The organism is Neisseria iguanae (assembly GCF_003013245.1).
In the GTDB taxonomy this organism is placed as follows: domain Bacteria; phylum Pseudomonadota; class Gammaproteobacteria; order Burkholderiales; family Neisseriaceae; genus Neisseria; species Neisseria iguanae.
The window spans coordinates 35,047-51,925 of record NZ_PXYY01000007.1 but is presented as its reverse complement, the minus strand read 5'-3'; the positions used below and the strand labels follow the sequence as shown (position 1 = coordinate 51,925).

The following is a 16,879-nucleotide window of genomic DNA, read 5'->3' as shown; positions in this document are numbered from 1 at the left end:
GCTGCCAACAGGCTCCGTGTGCCTGCTGCTGTCTGAAAAAGGGGGGGGATATGTTCCAAAATAGGGAATCATAGGTAATTATGGGGCATTTAATATTGAAAAAAAGCGTACGTTAGTCACCTAAGTACGCTTTTTTTGATTATGGGTTGGGTTTTGTAAAGGTCTCGGCCTTTATTATTCGGTTTATTCGTGATTATCCAAATGATAGATTTGGGCAACGGTGTCGATGATACCGCTGTCGGACGAACCGGCTTTGTTCAAAGCGCGGGTCGGTGAGTGAAGCAGTTTATTGGTCAGCTGGATAGACAGGCGTTCCAACACTTCTTCGGCGGATGCGCCCTTGGCTAATTGCTTCATGGCATTTTCCAATACCTGACGGCGGGCGCGTTCGCCTTCATCACGCAAGGCGCGAATCAGCGGCACGCTTTGGCGGCTTTTCTGCCATTCGACAAATTCGCCGACTTTTTCTTCTACCATGGCTTCGGCGGAAGCGGCGGCTTTTTGACGCGCTTCTTTACCGCTTCGGACAATGTCATGCATATCGTCAACAGTGTAGAGATAAGCATCGTTTAATTCGCCGACTTCTTCTTCGATGTCGCGCGGCACGGCCAAGTCGAGCATGAACACGGGCATGTGGTGGCGCTTTTTTAACGCACGCTCAACCATACCTTTGCCGACAATCGGCAATGGGCTGGCGGTGGACGACACAATCACATCATATTCGTGCATGATGTCGGGCAATTGGCTCAACAGGCACGGCTCGGCATTGACGCTGAGTTTGTCACACAATTCCTGCGCACGCGGAAGGGTACGGTTGGCAACGGTAATCAGGCGCGGATTTTTAGCGGCAAAATAAGTGGCCACCAATTCAATCATTTCACCTGCGCCGATAAACAAAATATTCAAATCGGCGATGTCGGGGAAAATCTGTTCGGCCATTTTCACCGAAGCGGAAGCCATTGACACTGAATTTTCGCCCACGGCAGTATCAGTGCGCACTTCTTTGGCCACGGCAAAAGTCTTTTGGAATAAGATATTTAAGTTGCCATTGATACTCCCTTGTTCTTGAGCGATGCGAACGGCATCTTTGATTTGTCCAAGAATTTGCGGCTCGCCCAAAACCATGGAATCCAAACCGCAGGCGACGCGGAAGGCATGGCGCACGGTTTCGTGGCTGTCGAAAGTGTAAAGATAGGGCCGGATTTCATCGGTGGGCAAATCATGATATTTCGCCAGCCATTCAATGATTTCTTCGGTGTAGCCGATGCAATAAAGCTCGGTGCGGTTGCAGGTGGATAAAATTACCGCTTCTTTGGCTGCATCGCTGCTGGACAGACTGTGCACTGCTTCAGGCAGGCTCGCCGCAGCAAAAGCCAGCTTTTCGCGTATGCTCAAAGGCGCAGTTTGATGGTTGAGTCCGACGGCGGTAAGTTGCATGGGAATATTTAAGAATAGGGTAGTCTGCGTGAAGGCGTAATTATAGCGTAAATTGGCTTTGAAAAGAATGTTTTGCGGCTTATGCAATGTGTCTGATTGTCAAAATTTAACGGAAAATAATTTACCTAACTGATTAAAAAAAAAAGAAAAAAGGCCGTCTGAAATTTCAGACGGCCGCAGATTCGCATAGCAAGTACAACTTTTGACAACAGAAAAAGGTCAGTATGCGGCAGCATACTGCCTTTCCCGACAAGAAAGATTGCATATCAGCCACACACAACCGACCTTAGAGCAAAGATACTGCACCGCAACCAAACCTTCGGCCAAACCGCACAAACCATAGGCTGCCACAAATCCACCCTCAGCCGCGGGCCACAGCGCCAACGGAACATACTGCTGCCGGCAGGTGCAGAAACATAGCGAAGCGGAGAAGGCAAAAGCGACCGCCGTCGGAAAAAAATGCCGGATTATGACTCTCCGGTTAATTTGTTTCTGAAAGCGGTACAATCGGGAACAACTAAGTGTTGCATTTGAAATGCGGACTCACGGGATTTTGGGTTTGGAGATTAAACTGCTTCGGCTTCTTCGGCCAAAAAGCTGCGTAATTTCTGCATGGCTTTGGTTTCGATTTGACGGATGCGTTCGGCTGATACGCCGTATTCGGCGGACAGCTCATGCAAGGTCAGTCCGCCGTCGTCTTGCAACCAGCGGCTTTCGACAATGTGTCGGCTGCGGTCGTCGAGTTGCGCTAAGGCGTTTTGCAGGCCGTCGGTTTGCAGCGTGTAACGGGCTTGTTTGGCGATTTGCTGGGTCGGCTCGGTTTCATTGTCGGCCAGCCAGTCAATCGGGGCGAAATTGTCTTCATCGTCGTTGCTATCGGCCAAGATACCGATGTCGTGGCCGGTCATGCGCTGTTCCATTTCCAATACTTCGGAAAGTTTTACGCCCAAATCATCGGCGATGTCTTGCGCTTCTTTAGGCGACAGGGCATTCAGGCTTTTACGCATGCTGCGCAGGTTGAAAAACAGTTTGCGTTGCGGCTTGGTAGTGGCTACGCGCACCAACCGCCAGTTGCGGAGAATAAATTCGTGGATTTCGGCTTTAATCCAATGCACGGCAAAGGAAAACAGGCGTGCGCCGCGGCTCGGCTCGTAGCGTTTGACGGCTTTCATCAGGCCGATGTTGCCTTCTTGAATCAAGTCGGCTTGATTGAGACCGTAGCCGTCGTAACCGCGTGCGATGGATACGACCACACGCAGGTGGGAAAGAATGAGTTTTTTGGCGGCTTCGATGTCGCCTTTGAGTTGGCGTTCTGCCAAGTTGTTTTCTTCTTCGGCAGTCAGCATCGGAATATTGTTAACGGTATGAATGTATTGCTCCAAGCTACCGTTACCGCTGTGGATGACTGGTAATGCAAAAGCGTTATTCATAAGTGGATTTTTCCTTTTCTGCGGCCGCTTGTTTTCAGACGGCCTGATTTTGTGTGCGTATATAGATAAGTATAGCATTGTCTGTCTGTTATGGCTATTTCTACTCTTTTTTCGGTAAATATTCTACATTTGATAGGTTAAATTTTGTAGATTTTCAAGGTCCATTGATTTTTAATATTCGAGTGGTTTGCTGGGAAATGAGATGATTATAATACAAACAGTAATGAATGTAAATTTTGTAGGTAAGTTTTGCATAAACTTGCAATGGGAAAGTGTCATTTAAATATGAAGATAAGGCCGTCTGAAATATTCAGACGGCCTGTTTTATCAGGAAAGGAATCATAGGGTATATTTTACATTTCAATAGATGATTCCGGTTTGCGCCGCAATATAAACAACACGGCTGCAATCACGGCCAATAGACCAATCAGCCACCACGAACCGCCCATTTTCATATAGGGCGTTTCGCCAGTATAGCCTTTGATATGGCCGGTCAGTACGGTTTCGGTATTGGCTTCGGTTTCGCTGATGATGCTGCCTTTGGGGGAAATAATGGCGGTGGCGCCGGTATTGGTGGCGCGCACCATATAACGCCCCAATTCCATTGCGCGTGCTTGGGATTGCTGCAGCTGCTGATACATGGCGTTGGAATCGCCATACCATGCCATATTGCTGACGTTGGCCAGCAGTGTGGATTGGCGGGCGGTGGCGATTAATTCGTCGCCGAAGCCGTCTTCGTAGCAGATATTAAATGCAACGCGCTGGTCCTTCATCACCAAAGGTGCTTGGCCTTCGCCTCCTTTGCGGAAATCGGCCAGCGGCATGTTCATCATGCGGTAAAGTACATTGGTGATGGCAGGCAAAGGTTTGTATTCGCCAAACGGTACCAGATGGTTTTTGGTGTAATACGGGATTTCTTTGGCGGTGGTGTTGTTGTAGTTGGTTAAGTTAATCACGGCGTTTTCATAGCCGTTGCCGTCATGTGTGTATTGGGTGATGCCCAAAGCCAGCGCGCTGCCGTTGCTTTGTGCTTGGGCAGCAAATGCGTTCAACACATTCTCAGGCAAGGCTTGGCGCATTTCCGGAATGGCGGTTTCCGGCAAAATCACGATGTCGGCACGGGTTTTGCTGAGTTGCTCGTAATATTTTTGAATGGTCGGGACGATTTGGTCTTCTTGCCATTTGATGCGTTGCTCAATATTGCCTTGCAGCAGGGCGACAGTGTTGGTACTGCCGTCCGGTTCGGTAAATTCGGTTTCTTGGGCAATGTAGCCGACGGTGCATAAAGCCACGCCGCAACACAAAGGCAACAGGCGGTTTTTCAGACGCCCCGCGTTGTCCACCAACAAAACCAGCCATGCGCCGATGCAGGCGGTGGCTAAGGTGACCAAGTGAATGCCGCCGACGGGCGCAAAACCGGCCAAGGGGCTGGCTTTGGTGATTTGCGAATAACCTAATGCGCCCCAGCCGAAGCCGGTGAGGAAGCGTTCGCGGGCGAATTCGGTCAGTGTCCATAAAACCGGCAGGGCAATGCCGACTTTAATCCAGCGCGGAAAGTGAAATTTTTTCCACAACCAAAAACATAGGGTAGGGTAGAGCGCCAAAAATGCCGGCAGTAATACGGTCATGGGAATGGCATAAAGGTTTGGCAGGCCGGAAACATTGTGTAAGGCCGTATGAATCCAGTAAAACTGTGACAGGTAGGCAAAAAAGCCGAATACATAAGCAGTCGCAGCAGTTACGCTCGGGCGCAACTCAATCAGGCGGATGAGCGCGCCAAACAGCAGCGGCATCAGCCAGAAATGGTAATAAGGGGCAAAGGTGAGCGGCGTGGCGGTGGCAATCACGATGACCAGCGGCCAGTAGAGCAGGGGTTTTTGCCAATATGCTTCGAGTCTGCGGAGAATCTTCATACTTTAAAGTGAATAAAAAAAGTAGGCCGTCTGAAGGGGTCAGGTTTCAGACGGCCTCGTTGTTTACAGTGAAATCATATGATTTCAGACGGCCTGTCGGCACTGAATCAATGTTTTTTACGGAATACTTTCATCAAAGGCAACGCCACGGCACAAACGAATGCGCCTGTAATGACGCCGACCGCCAAGTTGGCCGTTTGCGCCATCAGGCCGGTGTCCCAGTGATGGGCGTGCAGGAAATCATGTACCGGGCTGAAGTTGTGGGTGATGATGCCGCCGCCGACCAAAAACATCGCCAAAGTGCCGGCTACGCTCAAACCGCGCATAAACCACGGCATGAAGGCGATAATGCCGCGGCCAAAGGCTTTGGCCGCACTGCTGCCTTTTTCGATTAGGTGCAAACCTAAGTCATCAAGCTTCACGATGATGGCAACCATGCCATACACAACCACGGTCATGCCGATGCCGATGGCAGACATCACTAAGGATTTGGTCAGCGGGCCGTAAGCACCCACTACGCCCAAGGCAATGATGATGATTTCGGCCGATAAGATGAAGTCGGTACGGACGGCACCGGTGACTTTGGCTTTTTCATCGAAGATTTCGTCGCCGGTGTGAGTTACTTCATTAACGTTGTCGTTTGCGTGGAAAAACTTGTGCAGCAGTTTTTCCACGCCTTCAAAACACAAATATGCGCCGCCGACCATCAGTAAAGGCGTAATTGCGGCAGGTAAAAAAACAGACAGCAATAATGCCGCCGGTACCAAAATAACTTTGTTAACCAACGAACCTTTGGCTACTGCCCAGACAATCGGTAATTCGAGTTCGGCAGAAGCACCGGTGACTTGGTTGGCATTTAAAGCCAAATCATCGCCGACGACGCCGGCCGTTTTCTTGGCGGCCATTTTGGTCATTAAGGCCACGTCGTCCAATACGGCGGTAATGTCGTCAAACAGGGTGAAAAGAGAAGCAAAAGCCATTTTGAATGGTTCCTAACTTATAGAAGAAAAAGTCATGAATCAAGAAAAAGTCATGATTTTCCACTCACATCGGTTTGCTGAAAAGCTTTGGGCTAACAAAAAAGCAACCGTCGGCGGAACCCGACATTATATCTGAAAAATTATACGGGTTTTATGTTTCAGACGGCCTTTAATTAAATTAAATTAAAGAAAAGATTATTAAACAGTTACTAATTTGCATGAGTGCAGATATGTTAAAATCTTGGGCAATCGGTGCTTGAAGCGTGATAAGTGGCCGTTTTTCCCATCAATCATCAGCAGATAAGGAGGATGAAAAACGTGGATTGGATGAATATCTTATTCCTGCTCGGTGGTGCGCTGCTGTTTTTGAGTGTGGTTTCCACCACACTTTCGGCGCGGTTGGGCATGCCTTTGCTGTTGGTTTTTCTGGCAGTCGGTATTTTGGCCGGTGAGGAAGGGATAGGCGGTATTGAGTTTGACAATTTCGTTTCAGCCAACTTCATCTGTCAGCTTGCCTTGGCGGTAATTTTGCTCGACGGTGGTTTGCGCACGCGTTTGCAGAGTTTCCGCATCGGTTTGAAACCGGCGGCGGTATTGGCGACGTGGGGTGTGTTTGCCAGTGTGGCCTTATTGGGTATTTTTACCACGATTTATTTGGATGTCGATTGGCGGTTTGGTCTGCTGATGGCGGCGATTGTCGGTTCGACTGATGCCGGTGCGGTATTCAGCCTGCTGCGCAACAGCGGCGTGCGTTTGAACGAGCGTGTGCAGGCAACGCTGGAAATCGAATCGGGTGCCAACGACCCGATGGCTATTTTCTTGGTAACTGCCTTGATTGCGATGGCAGTGGAGCCGGAAGAAAGCGGTGTGATGTCGTTTTTGTGGATGTTGCTGCTGCAAATCGGTTTTGGCATGCTGATGGGTTTTATCGGCGGCAAATTATTGGCCAAGCTGGTACGCCGTCTGAATCTTCCGGAAGGTCTGTATGCGCTGATGATTGTGTCCGGCGGCTTGCTGGTGTTTTCGTTTACCAATTTGATTGGCGGCAGCGGATTTTTGGCAGTGTATTTGGCCGGTGTTTTGGTCGGCAATCAACACAACCACGCCACTGAACATGTTTTGCGCGTGATGGACGGTTTGGCATGGTTGGCGCAGGCGACGATGTTTGTGGTTTTGGGCTTGCTGGTCACGCCGTCGAATGTATTGGAGCGTGGTTCCGAGGCTGTTGTATTGGCGGCATTTTTGATGTTGGCGGCGCGGCCGGTTGCCGTGTTTGCGGGCTTGTGGCCGTTTAATTACAGCATGCGCGAAAAGGCTTATATCAGCTGGCTGGGTTTGCGCGGGGCGGTGCCGATTACGCTGGCGATGATGCCTTTGGTTATGGGGGTACCCGATTCGCGGGCGTTATTTGATGTGGCGTTTGCAGTGGTGGTATTGTCTTTGCTGATTCAGGGGACGACTATTCCGGTGATGGCCCGTCTGCTGAATGTGGCCATGCCGCCGAAGCCTGAACCGAACGACAGCCGTGATATTTGGCTGGCAGAAAAAGAGGCAGTGCGCATGATATCGTTTAAGGTGATGGCGGAATCAGAAGCGGAAGGCGTGCATCCCGATGATGTGGCTCCTATTTCTGCCAGTTTCGACCGCCGTTGTTTTGCACTGATTCGTGACGGCCATAAAATTGAGCTGCAAAGTGATACCAAATTGAAACGAGGTGACATCGCTTGGTATATTCTGCCGGGTGAGCAGGTGGAAAAAATGGCGTATTACTTCACCGAAACCGATAAAAGCGTGTTGCTGAATTTCGATTATTTTGGCGAGTTTTCATTCGATCCAGTCAGCCGTTCCGGTGATTTGGCTAAGGCTTACGGCTTGAAATTGCAGCCGAATGAAGAGAGCTTGAGCTTGAGCGAATTGTTTGAGCTGCGTTCGGAAAGTACTAAATGGGTAGAAGGCGACCGCGTCAGTATTGGTAACTTTGAGCTGACTATTAAGGAATTGAATAAAGACGGCAGCATCAAATTGATGGGCATGAAATTTCCGGATTAAATTGGCTGTTTATATCAATTGAGGCTGTCTAAAAACCGGTTTTCAGCCAGCCTCGGTTTATTTTCAGGGATTTAAAACGCTTCGCCGACCTTCACGCCGTTATCAAGGTCTTTCGGGCCGGCCAATTGTGCGGTGAGCGTTTGTGCGGTTTTGAATTCACTTGTCTGTATCATTGCCTCAGCTTCATCCGTACTCAATGTATTGGACATGTATGCCCAACGTGCGGCCAAGTGCGGATTGGTCGGCATCTTGAAACCGTCACGCAATTCATCGACCAAATCGGGGTGGTTGCATACCAGCGCAATGTCGCAACCGGCAGCAAATGCGCGGTGAACGCGTTCTTTAATGCCGCCTGCACTGACTGCCCCTTCCATAGTGAGGTCGTCTGAAAAAATCACGCCGTCAAAGCCAATGTCTTGGCGCAAAATCTGTTTCAGCCATTTTTCTGAAAAACCGGCCGGATTCGGGTCGACTTGAGGATAAACTACGTGCGCAGGCATTACTGCTGCCATGCCTGCATCGCTTAATTTGCCGAAAGGAATCAGGTCGGTAGCCTGCAAATCTGCCAAACAGCGGCCGTCTTGCGGCTGGGTCAGGTGGCTGTCGCCTTCGACGAAACCGTGACCGGGGAAGTGTTTGCCGCAGGATTTCATGCCGCCTTTGTTCAAACCTTTTTGCAAGGCTAAGGCCAATTCGGTAACGATATCGGCATCGCTATGGAAACTTCGGTTGCCGATAACGGCGCATTGTCCCCAGTTCAAATCCAATACCGGCGCAAATGACAAGTCCACACCGCACGCGCTCAATTCGGTCGCCAGCACCCAACCCACTTGTTCGGCTTTTGCTTTGGCTGCTGTTGCGCCTTCGTTATCCCAAACTTCGCCCAAAACACTCATTGCAGGCAAGCGCGTGAAGCCATCGATAAAACGCTGTACACGGCCGCCTTCATGGTCAACGGCGATAATGAGTTCCGGAGCGCGCAGGGCTTTGATATCGCGGATTAATGCTTTGAGTTGTAGCACGCTTTCAAAATTTCTGCGGAACAAAATCACGCCGCCGACAGCAGGGTCAAGCAGGCGCTGTTTTTCTTCATCGGTCAATACGAAGGCATTGACATCGGCCATCACGGGGCCGCGCGGAATGATGGGGTGGGTCATCTTGTTTCCTTATATATCCTTAATAATGTTTCCGGCGGCCTTAGCTGTAAGAAACAGCCGCGTTGTTTATACAACAGATTGAGAAAAATAAGTCTGTAAAATCTCAAAAGGCGTATCAACTTTCAACCCCTTATTCGGCTTAACCGGATGATAAAAATTCACAAAAACGGCATAATTCCGTTGCCGGTGTCCCGAATCCTTAAACGGAAACTTATCATGCCACATTTCCATTAAAGTACGGATAACCTGCTCTGCTTCACTGTTGGTTTGCGGTCCGGCAATACGGGTAAACTTTTGACCGCTATTGTTTTGCACACAGGCAGCCGCAAACGGATGTGCCGCATTGCCCCGATATTCCATGCCGTTATCCGGGTAAGCATATCCGATGGTATACGCACGGCAATCGATCACATCGTACAAAAGCACCGGTGCAGTACGGTCAGGCAAAATAGCTGTATACCGTTTGCGGGAGTCGTCATCAATGGCGGCAAACAGGTAATCCCCCCGGTCCGGTTGCTGTTTGATTCTACAGTAAAGGCAGACGTTTGGTACCGAAATGTACCATTTCACCGGAATAGGATTGATTGTCGCGCTTGGCCTGTTTTTTTTGAGGTTTTCTTTGGTGGCCTTTTCAACTTTAACCAAACGTTTCATGCCATCCTTGGCTGGTTTGAAAAGGTTGTTGGTGCTGTTTTGCGGTGTGGGCTGTTGCCGCCGAATACGGGAAATGGTGACTCTGTTCTTACAGTTCAGGCCGTCTGAAACATTAAGCGGCAAGGGTGGTTTTCTTGCTGCGCAACACCAAAATCAATACCGCCAATACCACGGCGGTCAAACCGAAGCCGAGTAGCGCGGAGTGGGTAAAACCCAATACTAAGTAACCGCTGGCGGTCGCAGCGGCTACGGTAAGCGCGTAAGGCAATTGCGAAGTGACATGGTCGATGTGGTTACATTGTGCGCCGGTGGACGACAAAATGGTGGTATCGGAAATCGGTGAACAATGGTCGCCGCACACCGCCCCGGCCATCACAGCTGATAAACACGGAATAATCAGGCTTGGGTCGATTTTTACCGCCATGGCTGCGGCAATCGGCAGCATAATGCCGAAAGTTCCCCAACTGGTTCCGGTCGCAAATGCCATCACGCTGCTCAAGACAAACAGAATTACCGGCAGGAAACCCGGATGAATGTTGCCTGCTATCAAGGTCGATAAAAATTCGCCGGTACGCATTTCGCTGACCACGGTGCTGATGAGCCAAGCTAAAATGAGAATGCAGATGGCACCGAACATGGATTTCATGCCTTGCCAGACGGCTTTCGGGTAAACATGTGCCGGAATAGTGCCAACGGTACAGGCCAATACGGCCAATACGCCTAAAATCCCGCCGAATACCAATGAAGTGTTCACATCAATGTTTTCAAACGCGCCCAAAATGCTGAATCTGTCTAGGGCTTGCGCGCCAGTGTAGAGCATGGCGGAAATGGTGGCGAAAATCAACACCAGAACGGGAATAATCAATGCATACACGCGGCCTTTAAGGTTGTTTGAAACGGCTTGTTCTTCATGGTTTTTGCTCAAAGCCTGTTGTTCGAAACGGGTCATCGAGCCGATGTCGAACGAAAAATAGGCCACAAAGAAGACCATCAACAGGGCAAAGAGTGCGTAGTAATTCATCGCGCTCATGGCGACAAACATGCCCATCGGTGTGTAACCGGTGAGGTTGTAGGTAACGAGCAAGCCTGCCAGCGTTGCGATAATCGATGCCCCCCAGCTTGAAACCGGCATTAAAACGCACATCGGCGCGGCAGTGGAGTCTAGGATATAAGCCAGTTTGGCGCGTGATACTTTAAAGCGGTCGGTAACCGGACGGGCAATCGCACCCACGGCTAAGCTGTGGAAATAGTCGTCAATGAAGGTCACAAACACTAAGCAGGCAGTCAGCATTTTGGCACCGTGACGGCTTTGAATATGTTGTTTCGCCCAATCGGCAAAAGCCTGATTGCTGCCCGAATAAGTCAGCAGCGAGGTGAAAATTCCCAAAAGTAGCAAGAAAATCAGTATCTTGAGTTTTCCAAACGACCAATCGCCATCTGCCCAAACCAGTGACACGGCAATGTCTTTAAAATGGGTCAAAGCGTTTAAAGGATGGTGGCCGGTGAGCATCAATACCCCGATGATGATGCCGATGGTCAGGGAGAGTAAAACACGGCGGGTAAATACTGCCAGCGCCAGAGCCAGAAATGCCGGAATCACCGACATAAAAGAGCTTGAGTAATCGATTAATTGCATAAAATAAAATGATGAAAAGTGGAATAGTATGTTTTCAGACGGCCTTTTGTATGTAAAAAACGTTTGAAAAAGCATGAAGTTTGAATGATAAAATACCCGTTATTTTCAAAATAACGGGTATTTTATCATTACTCTTCAAGTTTATGCCGTTTTATTGCAGATTCAAAGCCAAGAAGAGGGCGCTGCCACCACGTTGCACCAACAGGGGTACATTTTTACCGGCATTGCTCAACGCGCTGCGGAAGCCCGATTCGTCATTGACAGTGATTTGGCCCACTGCCATGATTTCATCGCCGCGCTTGAGCCCCGCACGTTCGGCAGCACCACTGACATGGATCACGATTAAACGTTGTTTGTCGGTGGTCGTTTGTGTTTGCAGGGTTAAACCGGCTTCTTCTACCATGAAACTTTGAACATCATTCGGCGAGGTGAGGTTGCCCGTTTTCGCTTCGCCGCCAGGGGTCGGTGCGCCGGTGCTGCCCAATGTGACATTGAGGGAAATTTTTTTGCCTTTACGCCATACTCCCAATTTGACTTCCTTACCCGGCGGCATGGCGCCAACCATTACTGGTAAGTCGCTGGAGGAGCGTACTTCTTCGCTATTGACGCTGCGGACAATGTCGCCAACCTGCAAGCCGGCTTGCTGGGCAGGGCTGTTTGGCATGACTTTGGCAATCAATGCACCGCTGGCACGGTCTAGGTTAAATGATTTGGCCAAGTCGTAAGATACTTCCTGAATGATAACGCCCAATTGGCCGCGTTGTACTTTGCCGGTTTTTTTCAATTGGTCAGCCACGTTTATGGCCACATCAATCGGAATGGCGAATGAAATACCCATGAAGCCGCCGCTGCGGCTGTAGATTTGGGAGTTGATGCCGACCACTTGGCCTTTTAGGTTAAACAAAGGGCCGCCCGAGTTGCCGAAGTTGATGGCTACATCGGTTTGGATAAAAGGGGTGTAGTTTTCATTCGGCAGGCTGCGATCTTTTGCCGACACAATGCCTGCGGTTACGCTGTTGTCAAAGCCAAACGGCGCACCGATGGCGGCCACCCATTCGCCTGGTTTGAGTTTTTTAGGATCACCGATTTTGACGGCCGGTAAATCTTTGGCATCGATTTTCAGTAAAGCGACATCGGATTGCTGGTCTGAGCCGATAAGTTTGGCAGTGTATTCTCGCTTGTCGTTGAGCAGGACTTTAATATCGCCCATGCCGGCAACTACGTGGGTATTGGTGAGAATGTAGCCGTCCGGGCTGATGATGAAGCCTGATCCGAAATTTAAGTCGCTGCTGCCGGCTTCTTCCTGCGGCATATCAGGCAGGTTGGGAACTAGGCGTTTGAAAAATTCGTAGAATGGATCGTTATCTGGGAACTGGCTCAGATCCATGCTGTTTTCTTCTACCTTCTGCTGGCTGCGTTTGGCTGCAGTTGCTTGAATATTGACTACGGTTTGGCCTTCGTTTTGTACCAACTGAGCAAAATCCGGCAGCAGCATGCCGACGCTGCTGTTTTCTTTCGGCGCCTCGATACGCTGGACCAGCTCTTTTTCTTCATCTGGGGTGTCGTTGCTGAAAAAACTGTCGGCTTTGTCGCACGCGCCCAAAGCCAATACGGATGCGATGGTTAATGCTATATAGTTCTTGGTATTTTTTGTCACAGTCATTCCTTGTTATAGATATATGTTTTATCGGGTTGCGGTGTGTTGATCAGACTGAAGGGTGATATGCTTGCAATAAAATAAATAGGGGTAATTTTACCGATTACAGCCATTTTTTCAAGCATTTCATTTTCAATGGGAAAGGCCGTCTGAAACCTTTCAGACGGCTTAAAGGCATGTGTATACTTTATTTGCAATGACTCTGCCCGGTAAGCTAATTAACAATATTTTTCGCCTTCCATTCGCACAAATCGTTGATAATGCATCGTCCGCATTGTGGCTTGAGTGCTTTGCAGGTGTAGCGGCCGTGCAGAATCAGCCAATGGTGCGCATCCTTTAGAAATTCTTTTGGAATAAAACGCATGAGTTTGTCTTCGACTTCGCGCACGTTTTTTCCCGGTGCGATTTTGGTGCGGTTGGAAACGCGGAAAATGTGTGTATCCACTGCCATCACCGGCCAACCGAATGCAGTGTTCAGCACCACATTGGCGGTTTTACGGCCGACACCGGGCAAGGCTTCCAAAGAAGGGCGGTCTTCGGGCACTTCACCGCCGTGTTGTTCCAATAAAATGCGGCAGGTTTGCATGATGTGTTTCGATTTGGTTTTGTAAAGACCGATGGTTTGCGTATATTCCATCACGCCGTCCAAACCCAAGTCCAGTATGGCTTGCGGGGTGTTGGCGACAGGAAACAGCTTGGCCGTGGCTTTGTTAACGCCCACATCGGTGGCTTGCGCTGACAGCAGTACGGCAATCAGTAATTCAAAAGGCGAGCTGAAATTCAGTTCGGTGGTCGGGTGCGGATTGGCGGTGCGGAGACGTTCGAAAATTTCTTGGCGGATGTGCTTGTTCATGGTGTGGTTTTCTCGGGGATCGGCCATTATTATAACAAAAAGGCCGTCCGAACAGGGGACTGTTCAGACGGCCTTGGGCATAAAACGCTTAAGCCTGTTCTTCCAATACGGCTGCAATCAACTCCATCGCACCGTCATCGGCCAAGCTTTTGGCCACGGCACGACCCAATGAGTCGGCGTATTCCGTAGGAGCTTGGGCATCGGCTTTGAGAATTGTCGAACCGTCGGGACGGCCGACCAGACCGCGCAGGGTGAGTAAGCCGTTTTCTTCAGTGCAGTAAGCCGCCAAAGGCACTTGGCAGTTGCCACCCAAAGCGCGGGCCAGCGCACGTTCGGCCGTGACGCAGGCGTGGGTGGTGTCGTGATTGAGCGGTTTCAATACTTCCAGTAAATCTTTGCGGTGGGTGGCGATTTCAATGCCCAGCGCCCCTTGTCCGGCAGCGGGCAGACTGACGGTATCGGAGATAATCAGGCGGATGCGGCCTTCTAAGCGCAAACGCTGTAAGCCGGCGGCGGCAAGAATAATGGCATCGTACTCGCCGTTGTCAAGTTTGTTTAAACGTGTTTGTACGTTGCCGCGCAAAGGTTTGATAATTAGATGCGGATAGCGCGCCCGCAATTGTGTTTCGCGGCGCAGGCTTGCAGTGCCGACCACTGCGTCTCGGGGTAAGTCTTCCAAACGCTCGTATCGGTTGGACACAAACGCATCAAACGGATTGGCGCGTTCACCAATGGCTGCCAGCGCAAAACCTTCCGGCAAATCCATCGGGACATCTTTAATCGAATGTACCGCCAAATCGGCGCGGCCGTCTTGCAGGGCTTGTTCCAATTCTTTGATAAACAAACCTTTGCCGCCGATTTTGGAAAGGGTTTTGTCTAAAATCTGGTCGCCGCGCGTGGACATACCTGAGATTTGCACGTCGCAGTCGGGATAGAGAGTTTTCAGCCGGCCTCGGATATGTTCGGCCTGCCACATTGCCAATAGGCTTTCGCGGCTGGCAATCACAAGTTTTTTCGGGTTCATAAGCTTGTTTTGTCAAAGTCGGAATGGTATGAGTTTAACACAAACCTTCTACTGTGACCGCTTTCTGATAACGGCCTGAAAGACAGGATGTCTGGTTTTGATTGTTCGATGGATTGAAAAACCTATCTTGAATGCAGACATTTCCTGGCATTACGTCAAACGCGGTGTATTCCGTACGTAAGGCTTAGATTGGATCGCTGACCAAGCCTTTATTATCCGCCAGACAGGAAGTTTGCCTGTCAACCATAAATTCAGACTCTCTTGAAACGAGATGGACGTGCCCTTCATTTTATGGCCTTAAGAAGCCGGCCTGACGTTGTGCGGATAAGCCGGCAATGCAGATAAACACAGGCTGAGCCAAATCAGGGTTTTCACCGTCAAATTTCTGTGCGGGTAGGGTACCATACGGATGGTGTCGCATATTAACTGCGAAAGACGGCATCACCAAAGAGTTTGAGGGATGGTTTCCTGTTTGAAGGAGATTTCATCCGCAAACGCTTCATGTTATATTGCCAACACATTCAAGCCCTTTATATTTTACATGTCCGATTTGTATGAAACGCGCCAAAAAATATCCTTTTCTCTCATTACAACGCCAACGTTTTCATTTAAACTTTGTCAACGCTTCTTCCGTTGGTTCGGTGCCGTCTGAAAACGATTTCTACCGTTGGGTTTTTGCGACATTAAAAGACAAATACCGCCGTGCTGAAATCAGTCTGATTCTGCTTGATGAAGAAGAAGCACGTGCGTATAACCGCGATTACCGTCGTAAAGATTATGCCACTAATGTATTGAGTTTTGCCTTGAACGAAGGCGAAATTATGCCGCATCAGTTTTCAGACGGCCTGTATGGCGATTTGATTATCTGTCCGCAAGTGGTGTTGAAAGAAGCGGAAGAACAAGGTAAAACACCCGAACGGCATTTTGTCCACCTGACCATGCACGGTACCTTGCATCTGATGGGTTACGACCACATCAGAGAAGATGAAGCCGAAATCATGGAAGCTGCCGAAATCCGCCTGATGCAGGCCGCAGGTTACCCCAACCCTTATCAACAGGACGAACATTAAGATGAACGACACACAGTCGAAACCCAATTTTTTTGAAAGTTTGGTTTCCCGTTTGGCAGGCGAACCGGACTCTACTGAAGACGTCATCAGCCTGCTGCGTCAGGCGCACGCGCAGGAAGTGTTTGACGCAGACACGTTTATTCGTTTGGAACGGGTATTAGATTTCGCCGAACTTGAAGTACGCGATGCGATGATTTCACGCAGCCGGATGAATGTAATTAAAGAAAATGACAGCCTTGAGCGCATTGTCGCCTACATCATTGAAACAACACACTCGCGTTTTCCCGTTATCGGCGAAGACAAAGACGAAGTATTGGGCATTTTGCACGCCAAAGATTTGCTGAAGTTTATGTTCAACGGCGAGCAATTCAATCTGAAATCCATTTTGCGTCCGGCGGCATTTGTGCCGGAAGGCAAGTCGCTCAATGCCTTATTGAAAGAATTCCGCGAGCAGCGTAACCACATGGCGATTGTCATTGACGAATACGGCGGCACATCGGGCTTGGTAACGTTTGAAGACATCATCGAACAAATCGTCGGCGACATTGAAGACGAGTTTGACGAAGACGAAAGTGCCGGCAATATTTTTGCCGTATCCGCCGAACGCTGGCGTATTCATGCCGTGACCGAAATCGAAGACATCAACGAATTTTTCGGCACCACATACAGTAACGAAGAAGTCGATACTATCGGTGGCTTGGTGATTCAGGAATTCGGCTATCTGCCGGTGCGTGGTGAAAAAGTCGTCATCGGACCGTTGCAGTTTACCGTTGCCCGCGCCGACAACCGCCGCTTACATACCTTGATGGTGGTAAAAGCCAAAGAGGAATAAACGTGAATATTGCGTCCCATTAGAGGGGTATTTTTAATTAACGTAAAGCCTCTTTAACAAAGAGACTTTTTCATGTGTATTTGTTTTCTACACCGTTAATCCGGAACTGCCGGCATTTCCACTAAGTCGTTTATCGTCCGTATCTTCTAAAGATAAAGATGATGATTTCCCCGTCTCTTTATCTGAC

At 49.5% G+C, this 16,879-nt stretch carries 13 protein-coding genes; 3 read left to right on the top strand and 10 right to left on the bottom strand.

Going from position 1 to position 16,879, the window contains the following annotated elements:
• Positions 1–183: 183 nt before the first annotated feature.
• From hemA to C7N83_RS02245, 4 genes are all read right to left on the bottom strand, one after another.
• Entirely contained in the window at positions 184–1,437 is a 1,254-nt protein-coding gene (hemA, locus tag C7N83_RS02260) for a glutamyl-tRNA reductase (RefSeq protein WP_106740321.1), read from the bottom strand.
• 566 nt (positions 1,438–2,003) lie between these two features.
• Entirely contained in the window at positions 2,004–2,867 is an 864-nt protein-coding gene (rpoH, locus tag C7N83_RS02255) for an RNA polymerase sigma factor RpoH (protein ID WP_106740319.1), read from the bottom strand.
• A gap of 353 nt (positions 2,868–3,220) precedes the next feature.
• Positions 3,221–4,780: an apolipoprotein N-acyltransferase gene (lnt, locus tag C7N83_RS02250; protein ID WP_106740317.1), complete on the bottom strand. Its 1,560-nt coding sequence runs from the start codon at positions 4,778–4,780 to the stop codon at positions 3,221–3,223.
• A gap of 107 nt (positions 4,781–4,887) precedes the next feature.
• Positions 4,888–5,760 carry a DUF808 domain-containing protein gene (locus tag C7N83_RS02245; protein ID WP_106740315.1) on the bottom strand — a complete coding sequence of 291 codons (873 nt, stop codon included), beginning with the start codon at positions 5,758–5,760 and terminating at the stop codon, positions 4,888–4,890.
• Positions 5,761–6,078: 318 nt separating this feature from the next.
• Between C7N83_RS02245 and C7N83_RS02240 the strand changes: the two genes are divergently transcribed.
• The gene (locus C7N83_RS02240; RefSeq protein ID WP_170064771.1) at positions 6,079–7,809 is read left to right on the top strand and encodes a potassium/proton antiporter; all 1,731 of its coding nucleotides are present in this window, start codon (positions 6,079–6,081) and stop codon (positions 7,807–7,809) included.
• Positions 7,810–7,880: 71 nt separating this feature from the next.
• Here the strand turns inward: C7N83_RS02240 and nagZ are convergent, their stop codons facing one another.
• The 6 genes from nagZ to hemC form a co-directional block, all read right to left on the bottom strand.
• Positions 7,881–8,966 (bottom strand): beta-N-acetylhexosaminidase, encoded by a 1,086-nt coding sequence (nagZ, locus tag C7N83_RS02235; protein ID WP_106740314.1) that lies wholly within the window; start codon positions 8,964–8,966, stop codon positions 7,881–7,883.
• Positions 8,967–9,032: 66 nt separating this feature from the next.
• The gene (locus tag C7N83_RS02230; RefSeq protein ID WP_245911098.1) at positions 9,033–9,743 is read right to left on the bottom strand and encodes an IS481 family transposase; all 711 of its coding nucleotides are present in this window, start codon (positions 9,741–9,743) and stop codon (positions 9,033–9,035) included.
• Positions 9,733–11,256 (bottom strand): Na+/H+ antiporter NhaC family protein, encoded by a 1,524-nt coding sequence (locus C7N83_RS02225; protein WP_106740312.1) that lies wholly within the window; start codon positions 11,254–11,256, stop codon positions 9,733–9,735. Before C7N83_RS02225 ends, C7N83_RS02230 begins: the two co-directional genes overlap by 11 nt.
• Before the next feature lie 151 nt (positions 11,257–11,407).
• Positions 11,408–12,919, bottom strand: coding sequence for a DegQ family serine endoprotease (locus tag C7N83_RS02220; protein ID WP_106740311.1), 1,512 nt, complete (start codon positions 12,917–12,919; stop codon positions 11,408–11,410).
• Positions 12,920–13,127: 208 nt separating this feature from the next.
• A complete protein-coding gene (gene nth / locus C7N83_RS02215; RefSeq protein WP_106740332.1) occupies positions 13,128–13,766 on the bottom strand; it encodes an endonuclease III in 639 nt (212 codons plus the stop codon).
• Between the two features lie 88 nt (positions 13,767–13,854).
• Complete coding sequence (hemC, locus tag C7N83_RS02210) at positions 13,855–14,790, bottom strand: hydroxymethylbilane synthase (protein ID WP_106740309.1); 936 nt, start codon at positions 14,788–14,790, stop codon at positions 13,855–13,857.
• A gap of 554 nt (positions 14,791–15,344) precedes the next feature.
• Between hemC and ybeY the strand changes: the two genes are divergently transcribed.
• On the top strand, positions 15,345–15,860 hold the full coding sequence (ybeY, locus tag C7N83_RS02205) for an rRNA maturation RNase YbeY (protein WP_106740308.1): 516 nt from the start codon (positions 15,345–15,347) through the stop codon (positions 15,858–15,860).
• 1 nt (position 15,861) lies between these two features.
• On the top strand, positions 15,862–16,692 hold the full coding sequence (locus C7N83_RS02200) for a CorC family transporter (protein WP_106740306.1): 831 nt from the start codon (positions 15,862–15,864) through the stop codon (positions 16,690–16,692).
• Positions 16,693–16,879: the final 187 nt, after the last annotated feature.